Annotated in this window: 13 protein-coding genes; 7 read left to right on the forward strand and 6 right to left on the reverse strand. The window is 69.9% G+C overall.

The window, feature by feature from the left end:
• Positions 1–4: 4 nt before the first annotated feature.
• The 5 genes from ACWCQS_RS26130 to ACWCQS_RS26150 form a co-directional block, all read right to left on the reverse strand.
• Positions 5–1,381 carry an alpha-amylase gene (locus ACWCQS_RS26130; RefSeq protein ID WP_451006913.1) on the reverse strand — a complete coding sequence of 459 codons (1,377 nt, stop codon included), beginning with the start codon at positions 1,379–1,381 and terminating at the stop codon, positions 5–7.
• A gap of 184 nt (positions 1,382–1,565) precedes the next feature.
• Positions 1,566–3,251, reverse strand: coding sequence for a glycoside hydrolase family 13 protein (locus ACWCQS_RS26135; protein ID WP_451006698.1), 1,686 nt, complete (start codon positions 3,249–3,251; stop codon positions 1,566–1,568).
• Positions 3,252–3,419: 168 nt separating this feature from the next.
• Positions 3,420–4,325, reverse strand: coding sequence for a sugar ABC transporter permease (locus ACWCQS_RS26140; RefSeq protein ID WP_451006699.1), 906 nt, complete (start codon positions 4,323–4,325; stop codon positions 3,420–3,422).
• A gap of 19 nt (positions 4,326–4,344) precedes the next feature.
• On the reverse strand, positions 4,345–5,349 hold the full coding sequence (locus ACWCQS_RS26145; RefSeq protein WP_451006700.1) for a carbohydrate ABC transporter permease: 1,005 nt from the start codon (positions 5,347–5,349) through the stop codon (positions 4,345–4,347).
• A 101-nt stretch (positions 5,350–5,450) separates the two neighbouring features.
• On the reverse strand, positions 5,451–6,728 hold the full coding sequence (locus ACWCQS_RS26150) for an extracellular solute-binding protein (RefSeq protein ID WP_451006701.1): 1,278 nt from the start codon (positions 6,726–6,728) through the stop codon (positions 5,451–5,453).
• Between the two features lie 309 nt (positions 6,729–7,037).
• Between ACWCQS_RS26150 and ACWCQS_RS26155 the strand changes: the two genes are divergently transcribed.
• Positions 7,038–8,072 (forward strand): LacI family DNA-binding transcriptional regulator, encoded by a 1,035-nt coding sequence (locus ACWCQS_RS26155; RefSeq protein ID WP_451006702.1) that lies wholly within the window; start codon positions 7,038–7,040, stop codon positions 8,070–8,072.
• A gap of 68 nt (positions 8,073–8,140) precedes the next feature.
• On the forward strand, positions 8,141–9,004 hold the full coding sequence (locus tag ACWCQS_RS26160) for a phosphatase PAP2 family protein (RefSeq protein WP_451006703.1): 864 nt from the start codon (positions 8,141–8,143) through the stop codon (positions 9,002–9,004).
• A gap of 115 nt (positions 9,005–9,119) precedes the next feature.
• On the opposite strand, the gene ACWCQS_RS26165 is transcribed toward ACWCQS_RS26160, so the two are convergent.
• Positions 9,120–12,119: a bifunctional [glutamine synthetase] adenylyltransferase/[glutamine synthetase]-adenylyl-L-tyrosine phosphorylase gene (locus tag ACWCQS_RS26165; protein WP_451006704.1), complete on the reverse strand. Its 3,000-nt coding sequence runs from the start codon at positions 12,117–12,119 to the stop codon at positions 9,120–9,122.
• A gap of 1,335 nt (positions 12,120–13,454) precedes the next feature.
• Here ACWCQS_RS26165 and ACWCQS_RS26170 point away from each other — a divergent pair.
• The 5 genes from ACWCQS_RS26170 to ACWCQS_RS26190 all read left to right on the forward strand — a co-directional run bounded on the left by ACWCQS_RS26170 (position 13,455) and on the right by ACWCQS_RS26190 (position 19,138).
• Positions 13,455–14,342 carry an alkaline phosphatase family protein gene (locus ACWCQS_RS26170; protein ID WP_451006705.1) on the forward strand — a complete coding sequence of 296 codons (888 nt, stop codon included), beginning with the start codon at positions 13,455–13,457 and terminating at the stop codon, positions 14,340–14,342.
• Between the two features lies 1 nt (position 14,343).
• A complete protein-coding gene (locus ACWCQS_RS26175) occupies positions 14,344–15,603 on the forward strand; it encodes an MFS transporter (protein ID WP_451006706.1) in 1,260 nt (419 codons plus the stop codon).
• Positions 15,600–16,619 (forward strand): TolB family protein, encoded by a 1,020-nt coding sequence (locus ACWCQS_RS26180; RefSeq protein ID WP_451006707.1) that lies wholly within the window; start codon positions 15,600–15,602, stop codon positions 16,617–16,619. Before ACWCQS_RS26175 ends, ACWCQS_RS26180 begins: the two co-directional genes overlap by 4 nt.
• Positions 16,620–16,673: 54 nt before the next feature.
• Positions 16,674–16,964 carry a hypothetical protein gene (locus tag ACWCQS_RS26185; protein WP_451006708.1) on the forward strand — a complete coding sequence of 97 codons (291 nt, stop codon included), beginning with the start codon at positions 16,674–16,676 and terminating at the stop codon, positions 16,962–16,964.
• A gap of 290 nt (positions 16,965–17,254) precedes the next feature.
• The gene (locus tag ACWCQS_RS26190) at positions 17,255–19,138 is read left to right on the forward strand and encodes a serine/threonine-protein kinase (protein WP_451006709.1); all 1,884 of its coding nucleotides are present in this window, start codon (positions 17,255–17,257) and stop codon (positions 19,136–19,138) included.
• Positions 19,139–19,145 lie beyond the last annotated feature (7 nt).

Genomic DNA, 19,145 nt, shown 5'->3' on the forward strand with positions numbered 1-19,145 from the left:
GGGCTCAGCAGCTCGACTTCCCGGCGTAGAGCGCGAGCGCCGTGTTCGAGCCCAAGGTGGCGGTGAACTGCCCACTGGAGTTCACCGTCACCGTGGTGTTGTTCTGGACATTGCAGTACGTGCCCGCGGGCAGGGAGGTCTGGTACGTCCTGGTCAGGCTGCCCGACTCGTGGTTGATGGCCACATATCCCTTGCCGCCCCGCCCGAACGCGATCGCGTTGTTGCCGTCGTCCCACCAGTCGGAGACGGCCTGACCGCGGGTCGCGTTGCGGAAGGCGACCATGCGGATGATCTCCGGCCAGGCGTGCTGGCACTTCCAGCCGTCCTGCCAGCAGGCGTTGACCTGCCCGTTGTTGGGCGGGCCCGCGTCCGCGTCCGACCACTCGTAGCCGGAGTTGATGTCGGGGGCGCCGTACGGCCAGGCGAGCATGAAGACGTTGGCCAGGGTGTAGTTGGCGCCGTCCTTGTAGTTCAGGGTCGAGCCGTTGCGCTCGGTGTCGTGGTTGTCGACGAAGACGCCGGCCACCGAGCTGCTCAGATAGCCCCAGCCCTCGCCGAAGTTGTTGAGGTAGGCCAGCTTCTCGTTGTTGAAGACGCGCTTGAGGTCGTAGGCGTAGCGGAACTCCTGGACGTCTCCGTTGCCGGTGTACTCGGAGGGCTGGACGGCCTCGTTCGCGCCGTAGATGACCTCCTGCTTCCAGTACACGGACGGGTTCGTCAGGCGGCTCTTGATGTTGGCCAGGTCGTCCGCCGGGATGTGCTTGGCCGCGTCGATGCGGAAGCCGTCGGCGCCCAGGGAGAGCAGGTCGTTCATGTAGCCGGCGATGGTCTTGCGGACGTACTCCTCGCCGGTGTCCAGGTCGGCCAGGCCGACGAGTTCGCAGTGCTGGACGTTCCAGCGGTCCTGGTAGTTGGTGACCTGGGAGGTGCAGTCGTCGAAGTCCGGGTACGAGTACAGGCCCGGATAGTCGTACTTGCTGTACGTCGAGCCGCCGGTGCCGGTGCCGCTGCCCGCCGACATGTGGTTGACGACGGTGTCGACGACGACCTTCAGGCCGGCCGCGTGACAGGTGTCGATCATGTTCTTGAAGGCGGTCCGGTCACCGAGCCGGCCCGCGATCCTGTACGACACCGGCTGGTACGACGTCCACCACTGCGAGCCCTGTATGTGCTCGGCGGGCGGGGAGACCTGGACGTATCCGTAGCCGGCGGGGCCGAGGGTGGTGGTGCACTCGCGGGCCACCGAGGCGTAGTTCCACTCGAACATGACGGCGGTGACGTCCTTGGTGCCGGGCGGGGACGCGTCGGCGGTGGTCGGGTTCATGCCAATCAGAGCGGCGGCCGTGAGGGCGGCCACCGCGGAGAGGGTTCTGCGTGCCATGTGTCTGCGTGCCATGTGGGGGTCCTTCGTCCTTGAAGGCTGGGGAAAGACCGCTGAAGGCGCTTGCTGCAATGTTTCAGCAAACTTGCGGTGACGCAGATGTTAAAGGCCCGCTGCCTGAAAGACAGCGGGCCGTTGTGAAGTTGATGCAAGAACTTGTCGACGGACGTCAGGCAGCCCTGTGTCAGACGGTCGTGAACCACACCGTCGTGTCGGCGGGCACCTTGGTCTCGTCGTCGGCCTCGGTCACCTCACCGCTGGCGAGGAGCACACGGCCGTACGCCGGAATCGCCACCGACTCCCCCGTGGTGTTCGCGACGCACACGAACTCCCCGCGCCGGAAGGCCAGGACGCCCTCGGGTGCCCGCAGCCACTCCACCGCGTCGCCCGCGCCCAGGTCGGGCTGCGTCCGGCGCGCGGCCAGGGCCGCGCGGTACAGCTCCAGCGTCGAGCCGGGGACGCCCGTCTGGGCCTCCACGCTCAGCTCGCCCCAGCTCGCCGGCTGCGGGAGCCAGCTGCCGCCGGCGCCGAAGCCGTACGAGGAGCCCTCGCGGGTCCACGGGATCGGCACCCGGCAGCCGTCGCGGAAGCCGTCCTGGCCGGCGCCGCGGAAGTACGCCGGGTCCTGGCGCACCTCGTCGGGCAGGTCGACGACGTCCGGCAGGCCCAGTTCCTCGCCCTGGTAGACGTACGCCGAGCCGGGCAGCGCCAGCATGAGGAGGGTGGCGGCGCGGGCCCGGCGCAGGCCCAGTGCCCTGTCGCCCGCCGTGCGGATCTGGGTGCCGAGGCCGGGCGGGTTGGCGAAGCGGGTGGCGTGCCGGGTGACATCGTGGTTGGACAGCACCCAGGTGGCGGGCGCGCCGACCGGGCGCATGGCCTCCAGCGTGCGGTCGATGACCGTACGCAGCTCCTTCGCGTCCCACTCGGTGCTCAGGTACTGGAAGTTGAAGGCCTGGTGCAGCTCGTCCGGGCGGACGTAGTTCGCGGTGCGCTCGACGGTCGGGGTCCAGGCCTCGGCGACGAAGATGCGCTCGCCCGCGTACTCGTCCAGGATGCGGCGCCACTGGCGGTAGATCGCGTGGACGCCGTCCTGGTCGAAGAACGGCATGACATCGTTGCCCAGCAGCTTGAGCTGGTCGTGGGAGCCGAGGTCGGGCAGACCGTCGGCCTTGACCAGGCCGTGGGCCACGTCGATGCGGAAACCGTCCACGCCCATGTCCAGCCAGAAGCGCAGGATGGAGCGGAACTCGTCGCCGACGGCCGGGTGCTCCCAGTTGAAGTCGGGCTGCTCGGGCGCGAAGAGGTGCAGGTACCACTCGCCCGGGGTGCCGTCCGGCTCGGTCACGCGCGTCCAGGCGGGGCCGCCGAAGATGGACTCCCAGTCGTTCGGCGGGAGTTCGCCGTTCTTCCCCTTGCCGGGGCGGAAGTGGTAGCGCTCGCGCAGCGGGGAGCCGGGGCCCTCGGCGAGGGCGCGCTTGAACCACTCGTGCTGGTCGGAGGAATGGTTCGGCACGAGGTCGACGATGATCCTCAGTCCCAGCTCGTGGGCGTCGCGGATCAGCGCGTCGGCGTCGAGCAGGTTGCCGAACATCGGGTCGACGGCACGGTAGTCGGCGACGTCGTAGCCCGCGTCGGCCTGCGGGGAGGCGTAGAAGGGGCTGAGCCACACGGCGTCGACGCCGAGGTCACGCAGATAGGGCAGGCGGGAGCGTACGCCTTCCAGGTCGCCCATGCCGTCGCCGTTGCTGTCGGCGAAGCTGCGCGGATAGACCTGGTAGATGACCGCGTCCCGCCACCAGTCACGGCGGCGGTCGGCGACGGCTGCGACGGTGGAGTGGTGGGCCGGTGCGGCGGGGGGCTGCTGGCTCATGGCGTCCTTGTGTGTAACGGGGTTCGGGTCATGGGCGCGTGGGTGATACGGCGGCGGATGCGGTGGGCCGGGGTGCGTGTGCGAGGCGGCCGCGGTGACAGCGGGGTCGGATGGGCACCGCGGCCGCCTACCCGCGCGGTGAGGCGCGCGGGAGTCCCGGGGTGGGCGTCAGCCCTTCGTTCCGCCGGCGGTGAGACCGGTGACGAGGTTCTTCTGCACGAGGTAGAAGAACACCGACACGGGTATCGCGATCAGCACGGCGGTGGCGGCCATGTAGTTCCACTGGGCGTCGTGCTCGCTGACGAAGGTCTGCAGACCGACGGCGAAGGTGTACTTCGAGTCGTCCAGCATGAAGGTGGTCGCGAAGGCGACCTCGCCGACGGCGGTGATGAAGTTGTAGAACGCGGCGACGGCGAGGCCCGGGCGGGCCAGCGGCAGGATCAGCCGGAAGAAGGTGCCGAAGGGGCTCAGTCCGTCGACGCGTCCGGCCTCGTCGATCTCGAAGGGGATGGTGTCGAAGTACCCCTTGAGCAGCCAGGCGCTGTACGGCACGGCGGTGGTGCAGTTGATGACGATCAGCGCCCAGTAGGTGTCGATGAGATCGAGCTGGCTGAAGATCTCGTACATCGGCACGATCAGGATGGCGATCGGGAAGGCCTGGGTGAGCAGCAGGACCCACATCAGCTGCTTGTAGCCGGGAAAGCGCATCCGGGAGACCGCGTAGCCGGTGGTGGCGGCGACGAAGACGCCGATCAGGGTGGTGCCGCCGGCCACGATCATCGTCGACTTGAACCAGTCGAAGAAGCCGGTGTGCTGCAGCACGAAGCTGTAGTTGGAGAAGCTGAGCTTGCCCAGGATCTTGCCCGGGTGCAGATAGTCGTCCTTCTCGGGGCCGAGCGACAGGAAGATCAGCCAGGCCACCGGGGCGAGCGCGATCAGGCTCGCGAGGGCGAGGCCGCCGTGCAGGAGGGCGGCGCCGAGGGGGCCGCGTTCGCCGCGCCGGCGGGCGCGGCGCGCGGGCTGCGCGGCAGGGGTGGGCCCGGCCTCGGTCTTTTCCAGGGTCGTGGTGCTCATGGCGGCGGCTCCTGCGGCGTCAGACGGCGAGCTGGTCATTGCGCTTCAGCCAGCGGAAGTAGAAGGAGGTGAAGACGGTGATGATCGACAGCAGCAGTACGCCGTACGCGGCGGACTGGGCGAAGTCGCGCGGCTGCTGTCCGAAGCCCAGGAAGTACGCCCAGGTGACGAGGATCTGGGCGTCGGGGGCGCTGGTCGGGCCGAACAGCAGGAAGATGATGGCGAACTGGTTGAAGGTCCAGATGATGCCGAGGAGGACGACGGTGGAGCTGACGGACCTCAGGCCCGGCAGGGTGACGTGCCGGAAGCGCTGCCAGGCACTGGCGCCGTCCATCTCGGCGGCCTCGTAGAGCGAGGAGTCGATGGACTGCAGCCCGCCCAGCAGCGAGAGCATCATGAACGGCACACCGCACCAGGTGTTGACCATGATCGCGGCGAACCGCTGCCAGAAGGTGTCCTCCAGCCACTGCGGCTGGGGCAGGTGGACGGCCTGCAGTATCTGGTTGATCACGCCGGAGTCGGAGAGCATGATCCGCCAGGAGAAGACGGTGACGAAGGTCGGCACGGCCCAGGGCAGGACCAGCAGCACGCGGTAGAAGGTGCGGCCGCGCAGCTTCTCGTTGAGCATGAGCGCGAGGCCCAGGCCGATGGTGTAGTGCAGGGCCACACAGGCGGCCGTCCACACCACGGTCCACAGGAAGTGCGACCAGAACCGGTCGTAGGACAGCGGGCCGAACAGGATGTCCTTGTAGTTGCCGAACCCGATGAACTTGTAGGTGGCCGGGATGTGGTTGACGCCGATCGTGCGCGCCGAGTTCAGGCTGTTGGCGTCGGTGAGCGTCAGGTAGACGCCGCGGAGCAGCGGATATCCCACGATCACGGCGAGCACGACGACCACCGGGGCGATCATCGCGTAGGCGTACCAGTACCTCTGGTAGCCGTTCTTGATGCGCTGCCCCAGCCCGGGCCGAGGCGCGCGGTCACCGCGGCGCTTGCCGGTCGCGCGGTCGATGGCGACTGTCATGGTTCGACACCTTCAAAACGATCAGGGGTTGGGCCGGGCACAGGGCGGTGGCCGCCGGATCCTTCCCCTCCTGACGAGAGGATCCGGCGGCCACCCGGGCGTCACTTGCTGAAGTCGGGCACCAGCTTGGCGATGGCGACCTCGGCGTTGCTCAGGCCCTTATCCAGCGACTCCTTGCCGTCGGCGATCTTCGGCAGCTCGGTGTCGAGCGGACCCCACAGGCTGCTGTACTCCGGCAGCGCCGGGCGGGGCTGGGCGGCGGGCAGGACGGCCTGGTAGCCGGCGATGCCGGGGTCGGCCTTGACCTGGGCGGTGTAGGCGTCCTCACGCGTGGGCAGGGTGGAGTTCTTCAGCGCGATGGTCTCCTGGGAGGCCGCCGAGGTCATGAACTTCACGAACTTCAGCGCCGCGTCCTGGTGGGACTTGTCCGAGCCGGCGTAGACCGCGAGGTTGTGACCGCCGGTCGGGGCGCCCGCCTTGCCGCTGGAGCCGGCCGGGACGGTGGCGATGCCGAGGTTGGACTTGTCCTTGAAGGCGCTGCCCTTGTAGAAGTTCGTGATCTCCCAGGGGCCCTGGATGATTGCGGCGACCTTGCCGTTGACGAACGCGTCCTGGATGTGGGCGTAGGCGTCGGCGGTGGTGTCGGCCTTGTGCAGACCCTTGCCGGAGAACGTGCTCAGCCAGGTGCCGTACGCCTTCTTGGCGGCGGCCGAGTCCACGGTGATCTTCTTGGCGGTCGCGTCGACGGTGTCGGTGCCCTCGCCGTAGAGGAAGGACTGGGCGTAGTAGGCCTGGGTGGAGCCCCAGTAGCCGAACTGGCCGGTCTTGGCCTGGACCTTGGCGGCGTCGGACTTCAGCTCGTCCCAGGTCTTGGGGGCCTCGGTGATGCCGGCCTTCTTGAACAGGGCCTTGTTGTAGACGAGGGCCAGGGTGTCGGTGACCAGCGGCACGCCGTAGGTCTTGCCCTGGTACTGGGCCTGCTTGATCAGGCTGGGCTGGAACTTGGCCTGGTCGGCGAGGGCCTCGGTGCCGTCCAGCGGCAGGAAGTAGCCCTTCTTGGCGAAGGCCGGGGTCCAGCCGACCTCGGAGCGCAGCACGTCCGGGGCACCCTTGGAGCCGGCCGCGGTGTCGAACTTGTTCTGCGCCTGGTCGAAGGGGACGTTGACGTACTTGACCTTGATGTTCTTGTTGGCAGCCTCGAACTGCTTGATCAGGGCCTGGTACGTCGGCGCCTCGTTCGTGGCGTTGGAGGTGTCCCACCAGGTGATGGTCACCGGGCCGTCCGACTTACCGCTGTCGCTGCTGCTCCCGCCGCCGCAGGCCGTCGCCGCGAGGGCGAGGGACGCCACCAGCGCGGAGGCCGCTATGCCACGCCGCATGAGTTCTCCTTGAGGGTTTAGCCCGTGTGATGCCGACTGCGCCGTTGCGGCCGCCGAGCGACCAGGAACGTAACAGCGTTGTAAGCGTTGCGAAAGACCTTGCAGAAAAAAAGTGCAAGGGAACACGATGGTTACCCTGTCGTTACCGCTCAGCGGAGAGACGACACGTGTGCAAGACTCTGCAAGCTCTTGCCGCCACCAATTCGAGGGAGCCCGATGAGGCAGCAACCCAGGGCGGGCCGTCCGGCCGCTCGTGCACGGCGTCCCGTCGGTGTGCAAGGCGGCATACGACCGGTACAGTCCAGTGCCGTGACCACACGGCTTGCCGACATCGCTGCGCAGGCGGGGGTGAGCGAAGCGACCGTCAGCCGGGTCCTCAACGGGAAGCCGGGCGTCGCCGCCACCACTCGCCAGTCCGTGCTGGCCGCGCTGGACGTGCTGGGCTATGAGCGCCCGGTCCGGCTGCGGCAGCGCAGCGAGGGCCTGGTCGGGCTGATCACCCCGGAGCTGGAGAACCCGATATTCCCGGCCCTGGCCCAGGTCATCGGCCAGGCGCTGACCCGCCAGGGCTACACGCCGGTGCTCGCCACCCAGACCCCGGGCGGGTCGACCGAGGACGAGCTGACCGAGATGCTGGTGGACCGGGGGGTCGCGGGGATCATCTATGTCTCCGGGCTGCACGCCGACACCACCGCCGACATGCAGCGCTATGAGCGGCTGCGGGCGCAGGGCGTGCCGTTCGTGCTGGTGGACGGGTTCTCGCCGAAGGTGCAGGCGCCGTTCATCTCCCCTGACGACCGGGCCGCGATGACCCTCGCGGTGACCCATCTGGTGTCGCTCGGGCACACCCGGATCGGGCTCGCCCTCGGGCCGAAGCGGTTCGTGCCGGTGCAGCGCAAGATCGAGGGCTTCGTGCGGGCCATGCAGGACCAGTTGGGCCTGGACGCCTCGGTGATCGAGACGGAGCTGATCCAGCACTCGCTGTACACGCTGGAGGGCGGTCAGGCGGCCGCGACCGCGCTGATCGACCGGGACTGCACGGCCGTGGTGTGCGCCAGCGACATGATGGCGCTCGGCGCGATACGAGCCGCCCGGCAGCGGGGTCTGGAGGTGCCCCGGGACGTGTCGGTGGTGGGCTTCGACGACTCCCCGCTGATCGCCTTCACGGACCCGCCGCTGACCACGGTCCGCAAGCCGGTGCCGGCGATGGGGCAGGCCGCGGTGCGCACATTGCTGGAGGAGATCGGCGGGACGCCCGCGCCGCACAGCGAGTTCGTGTTCATGCCGGAGCTGGTGGTGCGCGGTTCGACCGCTTCGGCGCCGCATGTCGTCCGTATGTCGTAGAAGGTGCGTGGCGGACCCGACCTTGGGATGATCGGGCGAAGGACCCTTTTCTGGCAGACTTGATGCCTATGAGTGACTCGACCGTGACGCAGTCGGAAGGTCGCGAGGAGGTGGCCGTTCCTCGCACCGTCACGGGCGAGGACGGCAGGGGTCCGCTGCGGCGGCTGCGGCGACCGCGCCGGCCCCGGCTCTGGTTCGAGATCCTTCTGATCGCGGTGAGTTACTGGACGTACTCGCTGATCCGCAACGCCGTCCCGGAGCAGAAGGGCAAGGCGCTGCGCAACGCCGACTGGATCTTCCGGGTCGAGCACCATCTGGGCGTCGCCGTCGAACAGTCCGTCAACCATGCCGTGAACTCGGTCACTTGGCTGATCATCGGCATGAACTACTACTACGCCACGCTGCACTTCATCGTCACGATCGGTGTGCTGGTGTGGCTGTACCGATGGCATCCGGGGCGTTACGCGGCGGCGCGGCTGGCGCTGTTCTCGACCACCGGTGTGGCCCTGCTCGGTTACTATCTGTTTCCGCTCGCGCCGCCTCGGTTGATGCGCGGCGGGGACTTCGTGGACACCGTGATGGTGCACCACACATGGGGCTCGATGGCCTCCGGCGATCTGAAGCACATGTCGAACCAGTACGCGGCGATGCCGTCGATGCACATCGGCTGGTCACTGTGGTGCGGGCTGACGATCTTCGCGCTGTCGTCCGTGCCCTGGGTGCGGGTGCTGGGCCTGCTCTACCCGGCGGCCACCCTGCTGGTCATCGTTGCCACGGCCAACCATTTCTGGCTGGACGCCGTGGGCGGTGTGCTGTGCCTGTCCTTCGGCTTCACGGTGGTACGGCTGTGGTACGGCGCGCTGCCGTACACCCTGCCCAGGCTGGTCCCGGCCCGCCGCCCCGAGCCGGAGCGGGCGACGGCCCGGGCCTGAGCACCGTGGCTCCGGCCGGGCGCGGGTGGTACGGCAGTGTGCCCGGCGGCGCAGCCCGGGCAGCGGCGCGCTGCCGTCCACCCCCAGACCTGAGCGCCGTGGCCCCGGCAGGGTGTCACCCTCCGTTGCCGTAGAACAGCTCCTCCACCACCGCACGCGCCCGACGGGTGGTACGGCGGTAGGCGTCCAGCATGTCCCCGGCATGCCCGGCGCCGTAGCCCAGGTAGCGGCCCACGGCGGCCAGCTCGCGCGGCTCGGTGGGGAAGGTGTCCCCGGCCCGGCCGCGCACCAGCATCACCGCGTTGCGCACCCGCGTCGCCAGCACCCAGGCCTCGTCCAGGATCTCCGCCTCCTCGGCGGACAGCAGCCCGGCCTCGCGGGCGGCGGCCAGCGCCTGCCGGGTGCGGGTGGTGCGCAGACCGGGCTGCTCCCAGCCGTGCCGGAGCTGGAAGAGCTGGACGGTCCACTCGACGTCGGACAGCCCGCCCGGGCCGAGCTTGGTGTGCAGCTTGGGGTCGGCGCCGCGCGGCAGGCGCTCGGACTCCATCCGGGCCTTCAGCCGGCGGATCTCGCGGACCGCGTCCTCCGGCAGTCCGCGCCGCGGGTAGCGCAGCGGGTCGATCAGCTCGGTGAAGCGCCGGCCCAGCTCGTCGTCCCCGGCGACCGGCTCCGCCCGCAGCAGCGCCTGGGACTCCCAGACCAGGGACCAGCGGCGGTAGTACGCCTCATACGACTTCAGGGTGCGCACCATCGGGCCCGACTTGCCCTCCGGGCGCAGGTCGGCGTCGATGAGCAGCGGCGGGTCGGCGCTGGGCAGCTGGAGCAGGCGGCGCATCTCGGCGACGACCTTGTTCGCGGCGGCGGCCGCCTCGTGCTCGTCCACACCGTCCTGCGGCTCGTGCACGAAGACGACGTCCGCGTCGGAGCCGTAGCCCAGCTCGTGGCCGCCGAACCGGCCCATCCCGATGATCGCGAACCGGGTGGGCAGCGTGTCGCCCCAGCCGTCCCGGACCACCGCGCGCAGGGTGCCGGCGAGGGTGGCGGCGGTGAGGTCGGAGACCGCCGCGCCGACCCGGTCCACCAGGGCGCCCTGGTCGGCCTCGGCGGGGTTGGTCTCGGTGCCGTAGGAACCGACGATGTCGGCGGCGGCCGTACGGAACAGCTCCCGGCGGCGCACGCCGCGGGCGGCGGTGACGCCCTGCTCGGCGTTCTCCGCGCGGCCCACCGCGGCCAGGATCTCCTGCTCCAGGTGGGGGCGCCCGCGCGGGTCGAGGCCGCCGCCGTCCCCGTCGCCCAGCAGGGCAACCGCCTCGGGGGCGCGCATGAGCAGGTCGGGGGCCAGGCGGCCCGCCGACAGCACGCGGGCCAGGTTTTCCGCGGCCGCCCCTTCGTCCCGGAGCAGGCGCAGATACCAGGGGGTCTTGCCGAGCGCGTCGGAGACCTTGCGGAAGTTCAGCAGGCCCGCGTCCGGGTCCGCCGAGTCGGCGAACCAGCCGAGGAGGACGGGGAGCAGGGTGCGCTGGATCGCCGCCTTGCGGGTCACGCCGGAGGCCAGGGCCTCCAGGTGGCGCAGGGCGGCGGCGGGGTCGGCGTAGCCGAGGGCGACGAGGCGCTCGCGGGCCGCCTCGGGGCTCAGGCGGGCCTCGCCGGGGGCGAGCTGGGCGACCGCGTCGAGCAGCGGGCGGTAGAAGAGCTTCTCGTGGAGCCTGCGTACGACGCCGGTGTGCCGCTTCCACTCCCGGATCAGCTCGGCCACCGGGTTGGTGCGCAGGCCGAGGGAGCGGCCGAGGCGCCGCTGGTCCTCCTCGGCGACCGGGACCAGGTGGGTGCGGCGCAGGCGGTAGAGCTGGATGCGGTGCTCCATCGAGCGCAGGAAGCGGTACGCCTCGTCCAGGCGGGCGGCGTCCTCGCGGCCGACATAGCCTCCGGCGGCCAGGGCCTGCAGGGCGTCCAGGGTGGTGCCGCTGCGGAGGGCCTGGTCGGTGCGGCCGTGCACCAACTGCAGGAGCTGGACGGCGAATTCGACGTCGCGCAGGCCGCCCGGGCCGAGCTTGAGCTCGCGCTCGATCTCGGACGCGGGGATGTTCTCCACCACGCGCCGGCGCATCTTCTGGACGTCCGGCACGAAGTTCTCGCGCTCGGCCGCCTTCCAGACCAGGGGTTCGAGGGCGTCTATGTAGGCCTGACCGAGTTCTGCGTCCCCCGCCACCGGGCGGGCCTTGAGGAGGGCCTGGAACTCCCAGGTCTTGGCCCAGCGTTGGTAGTAGACGAGGTGGGAGGACAGGGTGCGGACCAGGGGGCCGTTGCGGCCCTCCGGGCGGAGGTTGGCGTCCACCGGCCAGATGGAGCCCTCCACGGTGGTCTCGGAGCAGATCCGCATGAGGTGGGAGGCGAGGCGGGTGGCGGCGGTGAGCGCCTTGGCCTCGGTGGTCCCCTCGGCCGCTTCGGCCACGAAGATCACGTCCACGTCGGAGACGTAGTTCAGTTCGTGGCCGCCGCACTTGCCCATCGCGATCACCGCGAGGCGGCAGGCGGCGGCGTCCTCGGGGGCGTGCGTCTTCGCTATGGCGAGCGCGGTGCGGAGGGTCGCGGTGGCGAGGTCGGCGAGTTCGGCGGCGGTTTCGGCGACGTCCGTGGTGCCGCAGACGTCGCGGGCGGCGATGGAGAGCAGACAGCGGCGGTAGGCGACGCGGAGCGAGACGGGGTCGGTGGCCTCGGCCAGGCCGCGCTCGAACTCCTCGACGCCGGGGTGCAGGTCGCGGGGCTCGTAGGTGACCAGGGCGTGCCAGTCGCTCGGGTGGCGGGCCAGGTGGTCGGTGAGGGCGGCGGAGGCGCCGAGCACGCCGAGGAGGCGGTCGCGCAGCGGCTTGGCCGCGATGAGGGTGTCCAGCAGTTCGCGGTGGGCCGTCGGGCCGTCCTGGGCTTCAAGGAGGCGGACCAGGCCGTGCAGGGCGAGGTCCGGGTCGGCGGTGGCGCCCAGGGCTTCCAGGAGGACGGGGTCGTCGCGGACGGGGGCGAGTTCCGGGCCGTCCAGGAGGCGCTCCGCTGCGGAGGGGTCGGTGAAGCCGTGCCGGAGCAGGCGGGTGAAGGTACTGCTTCTGCGCCCCGGCGTCATCTCCGTGCCTCCCCTTGGGTGCGGCTGCGTGCGTGTGCGTGCGTCTCGGATCGGAATCGTCCTGGCCAGAGCCTAACCGGAGGGGGGCGGAGGGGCTTCGCCGAGCGGAAGGGCTTCGCCGAGCGGGGGTGGCTCCTGCGGGGCGGGGTCGGATGCGGGGGCCTGCGGGGCGGGGCGGGGTTCGGGTGCCGGGGGGCTGTGCCGGTGTGCGGGGACTGAGGGCCGGTTCGGGTGCGGGGGGTGTCCGGGTGCGTGCGCCTTGCGGAGCCGGTTCGCGTGCGGGGCTGTGCCGATGCTCGCGCCCTGCCCGGCCGGTTCGCGCGCCACGACTGTACCGATACTCACGCCCTGCGCCGCCGGTTCCCGTGCGGGGACCGTACCGATACTCACGCCCTGCCCGGCCGGTTCCCGTGCGGGGACCGTACCGATACTCACGCCCTGCCCGGCCGGCTCGCCTGCGAGGACCGTACCGGTGTGTGGACGATGCAGGGGAAGCGGGGGCGCGGGTACGTGGGTCCTGTGGGTGGATTCGGGGTGCCTGGTGCCGTGCGGGTGCGGAGCCTGCGGGGGTCCGGGTGCGTGGTGCTCTGCCGGACTGCGGACCTGCAGGGCCGGTCCGGGTGCGTGGTGCTCTGCCGGACTGCGGACCTGCAGGGCCGGTCCGGATGCGTGGTGCTCTGCCGGACTGCGGACCTGCGGGGCCGGTCCGGATGCGTGGTGCTCTGCCGGACTGCGGACCTGCGGGGCCAGTCCGGGTGCGTGGTGCTCTGCCGGACTGCGGACCTGCAGGGCCGGTCCGAGTGCGTGGTGCTCTGCCGGACTGCGGACCTGCAGGGCCGGTCCGAGTGCGTGGTGCTCTGCCGGACTGCGGACCTGCAGGGCCGGTCCGGGTGCGTGGTGCTCTGCCGGACTGCGGACCTGCAGGGCCGGCTCGCGTGTGTGGTGCTCTGGCCGTGCGTGGGCCCTGTGGAGTCCGGGTGCGTGGTGTCGTGCGGGTGCGTCGTCACTGCCTGCGGCGGCCGGTGCGGGTGCGTCGTGGCTGGTGTCGCGCCTGGCGTTGTCCGTGAGTCGGTGCCGCGCCGGGTGGTGTCCGTCCTCGGGCCGACGGGCGGCTTGTCGGGTGTTGCAAGGAGTTTTCGCCGGCCGCTGCGGGCGGACACCACCCGACACGTCCCCTTCCCCCCGTGCGCGGCTGCGGCCCCGCGCATGGGGAGCCGGAGTAGTTCATCTGGTTTTCACCGTCCCGGTTGGGTGCCGTACGGCGAGGGAATATTGACGTGAGCATGCTCTGTCCGCACCGCCAACCCCGTCCCACCCCCCACACCGGAGGTTGATGTGTCCGGCAGTTCCGTGTACCGCCGCGCCCGTACCGTCGTGGCGTCCACAGCGGCCCTGGCCGCCGCCGCGTTCGGGCTGTGGACCGGGATCGGCGCAGAGTCCGCGCACGCCGCGGGCGCCGTGCCGAGCCCGGACCACGTGGTCGTCGTGGTCTTCGAGAACCACGCGTACAGCCAGGTCATCGGCTCCTCCCGCGCCCCGTACATCAACTCGCTGAAGTCGGGAGGTGCCAACCTGACGCAGTCGTACGCCGAGACCCACCCGAGCCAGCCGAACTACTACGCCATGTTCTCCGGCGACACCCAGGGCATCACGGACGACAGTTGTGTCACGCCCGGATTCTCCTCGGAGCCCAACCTGGCGTCCGAGGTGATCGACGCCGGCCGTACCTGGGCCAGCTACAACGAGGATCTGCCCAGCCAGGGTGACACCACGTGCAGCAGCGGCGACTACGCCCAGAAGCACAACCCGTGGTTCGGGTTCAGCAACGTGCCGACGGACAGCGCCATGACGTTCGACCAGTTCCCGACGGACTTCTCGACGCTGCCCCAGATGTCGTACGTGGTCCCCAACCTGTGCAGCGACATGCACGACTGCTCGGTGTCCACCGGTGACACCTGGCTGAAGAACAACCTGGGTGCCTACGCGACCTGGGCCAAGACCCACAACAGCCTGCTCGTCGTCACGTTCGACGAGGACAACCGGCTGAGCGGCAACCGGATTCCGACCGTGCTGTACGGGCAGCCGGTCACGGCCGGGTCGTCCAGTTCGACCACGTACAACCACTACGACCTGCTGCGCACCCTGGAGGACAGCCAGGGCCTGACCTCGCACGCGGGCAACGCGGCCTCCGCCAAGGACATCACCGGCATCTGGGCGTCCTGACGTGTACGTAGCGGACAGCCGCGCGAGTACGCCGGCGTCCGCGGACGGTGCCGTCCGGCCACTGGCCGGGCGGCGCCGCGCCGCGATCGCCCCGACCGTGCTCGCGCTCGGAACGGTCAGTCTGGTGACGGACGTGTCGTCCGAGATGGTCACGGCGGTGCTGCCGTTGTACCTGTTCAGCGGGCTGGGCCTGTCGCCGCTCGGCTTCGGGCTGCTGGACGGTGTGTACAACGGCTTCTCGGCGGTCGTACGGCTGGTGGGCGGGCACCTCGCCGACCGCGGTGGCGGGCGGCACAAATGGGTCGCCGGGTTCGGGTACGCGGTGTCGGCCGTGTGCAAGCCGTTGCTGCTGGTTGCCCATTCACTGACTCCGATCGGGCTGGTTCTCGCCGCCGACCGCACGGGGAAGGGGCTGCGGACGGCGCCCCGGGACGCCCTCATCTCGCTGTCCAGCACGGCGGAGTCTCGGGGGCGGGCCTTCGGGGTGCACCGGGCCATGGACACGGCCGGGGCGCTGCTCGGACCGCTGGTGGCCTTCCTGATCCTGCGGGCGACGGTGGACGGGTACGACGCGGTGTTCACCGTCAGCTTCTGCATTGCGGTGCTGGGCGTGCTGGTCCTGGTGCTGTTCGTGCCGGGCGGGCGCGGTGGCGCGGTCGCGGACGAACGGCCCACCCTGCGGGGTGCGGTGGGGCTGTTGCGGCGGCGGGGGCTGCGGCGGATCGCGGTGTGCGCGCTGCTGCTCGGTCTGGCCACGGTCAGTGACTCGTTCGTGTATCTGCTGCTGCAGCGCCGGCTCGGCGTCCCGGACCGGTGGTTCGCGCTGCTGCCGCTCGGTACGGCCGCCTCCTTCCTGCTGCTGGCGGTGCCGCTCGGGCGGCTCGCGGACCGGGTGGGCCGATGGGCGGTCTTCCTGGGCGGGCACGGTGCTCTGCTGGTCGCGTACGCGTTGCTGCTCACCGCGTGGCACGGCTCGGCCCTGCCGTACGTCGTCCTCGCCCTGCACGGCGCCTTCTACGCGGCCACCGACGGCGTGCTGATGGCGGCGGCCTCGGACGGAGTGCCGGAGGGGCTGCGCTCGTCGGGGCTGGCCCTGGTGCAGACGGGGCAGGCCGCGGCCCGGTTCGCCTGCAGTCTGCTGTTCGGCGCGGCCTGGACGGTGTGGGGCGATCGGGCGGCGCTGGCGGGCGCGGCGGTGGCGCTGGTCGTCGGTGTGGTCTTCTCCGTCGTCGTTCGCCCGAAGGGGGCGGTGCCCGCATGACCGTACGCAACCGCGTCCTGATCCTGGTCGCCGCCGTCGCCGTGCTCGCGGCGGTGGGGCTGGCTTCCGTGCTGCACGCCTCGGCCCGCGCCGACCGCCGTGACCAGTCGCAGGCGGGCGGTCCGCGGGTCACGGCGGGGGCGGTGACGCTGACCGGGCACGGGCGGATGGTGTTCCGGAACATGGCGTGGGGGCCGCACCGGGACGAGCTCGTCAGTGTTCCGGTCGGCGATCCGTCGGGGGCGCGGACGGCGTCCGGCGTCAAGTGCCTGCGTTTCTATGCCGCTTCGGGCACCGGTGTCTGCCTGCAGGCCGTGCACGGCCCGGTCTCGGACACCTATCGCGCGCTGATCCTGGACGCGCGGCTGCGGACCCTGCACCGGTACGACGTCCCGGGCATCCCCTCGCGTGCCCGGGTCTCGCCGACGGGTCACTTCGCCGCCTGGACGGCGTTCGTGGGCGGCGATTCCTACGCCGGTACGAACTTCTCCACGCGTGCGGCGATCGTGGACACGAGGAGCGGTGAGCTGATCCCGTCCCTGGAGGACTTCCGGATCGTCAAGGACGGGCACACGTACCACGCGGCGGACGCCAACTTCTGGGGCGTGACGTTCGCGGCGGACGACCGCACGTTCTACGCGACGCTGGCGACGAAGGGGCGCACGTATCTGATCCGGGGCGACCTGCGCGCCCGTACGGTCACGACCCTGCACGCGAACGTCGAGTGCCCGTCCCTGTCGCCCGACGGCACCCGGATCGCCTACAAGAAGCGGGTCGAGGGCCTGCCGAAGGACGCCCCTTGGCAGCTGTACGTCCTGGACCTGCGGACCATGCGGGAGACCCCGCTGGCCGAGCGGCGGAGTGTGGACGACCAGGTGGTGTGGAAGGACGCCCGTACGGTCGTGTATGCGCTGCCCGGTGACTACGGCGCCGATCTGTACGAGGTGCCGGCGGACGGCTCGGGGGCGGCGCGGCGGATCACCACGGCCGCGGTGTCACCGGCGTACGTCGGATAACCGCACCGTCAGCAGCCGCGTGACCTGGGCCGATTCGGTCTCGCTGACCAGGGCGTGAAGAAGATCATCGCTCTCGCAGCGCTCACCGCCGCCGGTCTCGCGCTCGTCGCCCCCGCCCACGCCGACAGCGACGGCACCCGCGGCCGCATCAACATCGCCGGCCGCGCCCTGTCCCCGGACAAACTCTGCGAGACGGCCCTCGGGATCGTCCCGCTCACCGCACCGAGGACGGGCAGCTCGGTACACGACGCCTGCACCAACCGCCCACACGTCCATCCCGAACGCTCCCAGCAGGCCCGCTCCGACTCCGCCCCGGACTCGAACTCGATCTCGGCCTGGCAGTGAGGCGTCGTCGACGAACGAACGACCATCGGCCCACCCCGAGGGGCGGGCCGACTGTTGCAGATGCGCAGCGAGTGCGGCGACTCGGGGGCGACCTGCTGAGATGACGCCCAGGCCGCCGCCCGAGGCCGAATCGCCTGCCTGACGCCCCGGCAGCAGAAGGGCACGGAGTGCTGGTTCAACGGCACAGGGGATTTTGCCTCAAACCTTGAGCGCTAAATCATTTCAGGACTGCGCCTCGAGATGCATGCAACCGGAGACAGGGAGAGAATTATTTAGAGCCATTTATGCGAATGGAGAACGAGGCGGAAGCTGCCATGGCGAGGATAGGTGACAGCTCTGGTCGGTTGATCGCCGGACGCTACCGGCTAGTCCGCCACCTCGGGGCCGGCGGCATGGGCCGTGTGTGGCTCGCCCACGACGAAGAGTTGGCGTGCGAGGTCGCGGTCAAGGAGATCGCCGTACCAGCGGAGGTTCCGGAGCCGGAGCTGAAGGCCCGTATCGCCAGAGCTCGAGCAGAGGCACGGCACTCAGCACTGCTGCGTGGAAACCCCCACGTGGTGACGGTGTATGACTGCGTCGTCGACGACGGCCTGCCCTGGATCGTCATGGAGTACGTGCCCGGAGCACGGGACCTCGAAGCGGTCGTCCGCCACAGCGGACCGCTTTCACCGACCGATACGGCCAGGCTCGGCGTGGCCGTCCTCGATGTCCTGAAGGCAGGTCACCAACTGGGCATTCTGCATCGGGACGTCAAGCCTTCCAACATCCTGCTCACCGTCCCCGACACGCATACCGCCGACGCTGACCGGCTCGGCAGGATCATGCTCAGCGACTACGGCATTTCGCTCCAACGAGACGTCGGCGAACCACGGCTCACCTCTGCTTCCGGCATCGTCGGAACCCCCGGCTACCTTGCGCCGGAACGCGCGCGCGGCGCAGAGCCGACACCGGAATCAGACCTGTTCTCCCTCGGTGCCACGCTTTACTACGCGGTCGAAGGACAGGGCCCCTTCGACCGCAGCTCTTATGTGGCCACGCTGACCGCGCTGCTCAGCGAGGAGCCCATCCCGCCCCGCCGTGCCGGCGACCTGGCACCGGTGCTGCAGAAACTCCTTGTCAAAGACCCCGCACACCGGCTGTCCGCCGACGACGCAGCACCGCTTCTGCGTGAGCTCACAACCGGGACCGCCCGAGCCCCGCAGGAGACGATCACGCAGATACCCGGACCCATCAGGCAACCGTCGACCCCCCAGCCCCCACCCCGCCGCCCTCCACAGCCGGCGCCCCCGCCACAAGCGCCTCCACCTCGTCCGTCGCGTATGACGCGCCGCAACATCGCTCTGGCTGCTGCCGCGGCGCTCGTCGTCGGCCTGGGATCGTGGGCACTGGTGGCCGGTCTCGGCGGCTCCCACAAGCCCGCCTCCAGCACGACTTCGACCGGCCCGGTACTGCCCTACGGAGAAACTGTCGGGCTTACCAAGGAACTACATCCGGGCAACTGCGTCAACGCCGCGTGGGTGAAGGGGAAATTTGTGGGGCCGCCGCCGAACCTGGGCCTGACGAGTTGCACAGGTTCCTCCCCCCATGACGGCCAAGTTCTGGATACCTATACTGCGAGCTCTTTTGGCGACGCGCAGAAGAACGGCGACAGCCGCTGCAAGGCGCTGCTGGCCGCCACCGTGAACACAATGGCCGACGCGCGGTCATACGCACTCCCGCCCAGCAAGCAGGGCTGGGACAGTGGTGTACACAGCACCGCATGCCTGATCTTCGACAAGACCGTCCTGCTTTCGGACAATGTTGGCCACTTCCGAAAAATTGGCGATCTCTCATACTATGACAATGAATCAATCGGCGACTGCTGGAGCACCAAGGGTTCGAGCGCCTACATTGCCAAATGCGATACGCCGCACGACGCCCAGGTCGTTGGATTCGTCAAACCACCTGCCGCTATGACATATCAGTCAGCCAAGGCCGAAGGTGCCACCTTGTGTGAGAACAAGTATGGCTCCACCTATACGCATGGAACAAATGACGTTGAGGCAGAATTGGGATCGGAGACGGACTACTGGAAGAATGGCTTCCGATACATTGAGTGCGACGTGTACCGAACTGACGGGAACAAACTCACGTCAAGCCTCGTCACCCAATCGCCGTCCACACGACCCACGTAGGGTTTTG

It is taken from the genome of Streptomyces sp. NPDC002076 (assembly GCF_053593835.1).

Excerpts from the sequence above, each read along its gene's own strand:
- ACWCQS_RS26140 (WP_451006699.1), bottom strand. The coding sequence starts at position 4,325 with ATGAGCACCACGACCCTGGAAAAGACCGAGGCCGGGCCCACCCCTGCC.
- ACWCQS_RS26130 (WP_451006913.1), bottom strand. The coding sequence starts at position 1,381 with ATGGCACGCAGAACCCTCTCCGCGGTGGCCGCCCTCACGGCCGCCGCT.
- ACWCQS_RS26165 (WP_451006704.1), bottom strand. The coding sequence starts at position 12,119 with ATGACGCCGGGGCGCAGAAGCAGTACCTTCACCCGCCTGCTCCGGCAC.
- ACWCQS_RS26180 (WP_451006707.1), top strand. The coding sequence starts at position 15,600 with ATGACCGTACGCAACCGCGTCCTGATCCTGGTCGCCGCCGTCGCCGTG.
- ACWCQS_RS26145 (WP_451006700.1), bottom strand. The coding sequence starts at position 5,349 with ATGACAGTCGCCATCGACCGCGCGACCGGCAAGCGCCGCGGTGACCGC.
- ACWCQS_RS26160 (WP_451006703.1), top strand. The coding sequence starts at position 8,141 with ATGAGTGACTCGACCGTGACGCAGTCGGAAGGTCGCGAGGAGGTGGCC.
- ACWCQS_RS26135 (WP_451006698.1), bottom strand. The coding sequence starts at position 3,251 with ATGAGCCAGCAGCCCCCCGCCGCACCGGCCCACCACTCCACCGTCGCA.
- ACWCQS_RS26190 (WP_451006709.1), top strand. The coding sequence starts at position 17,255 with ATGGAGAACGAGGCGGAAGCTGCCATGGCGAGGATAGGTGACAGCTCT.
- ACWCQS_RS26150 (WP_451006701.1), bottom strand. The coding sequence starts at position 6,728 with ATGCGGCGTGGCATAGCGGCCTCCGCGCTGGTGGCGTCCCTCGCCCTC.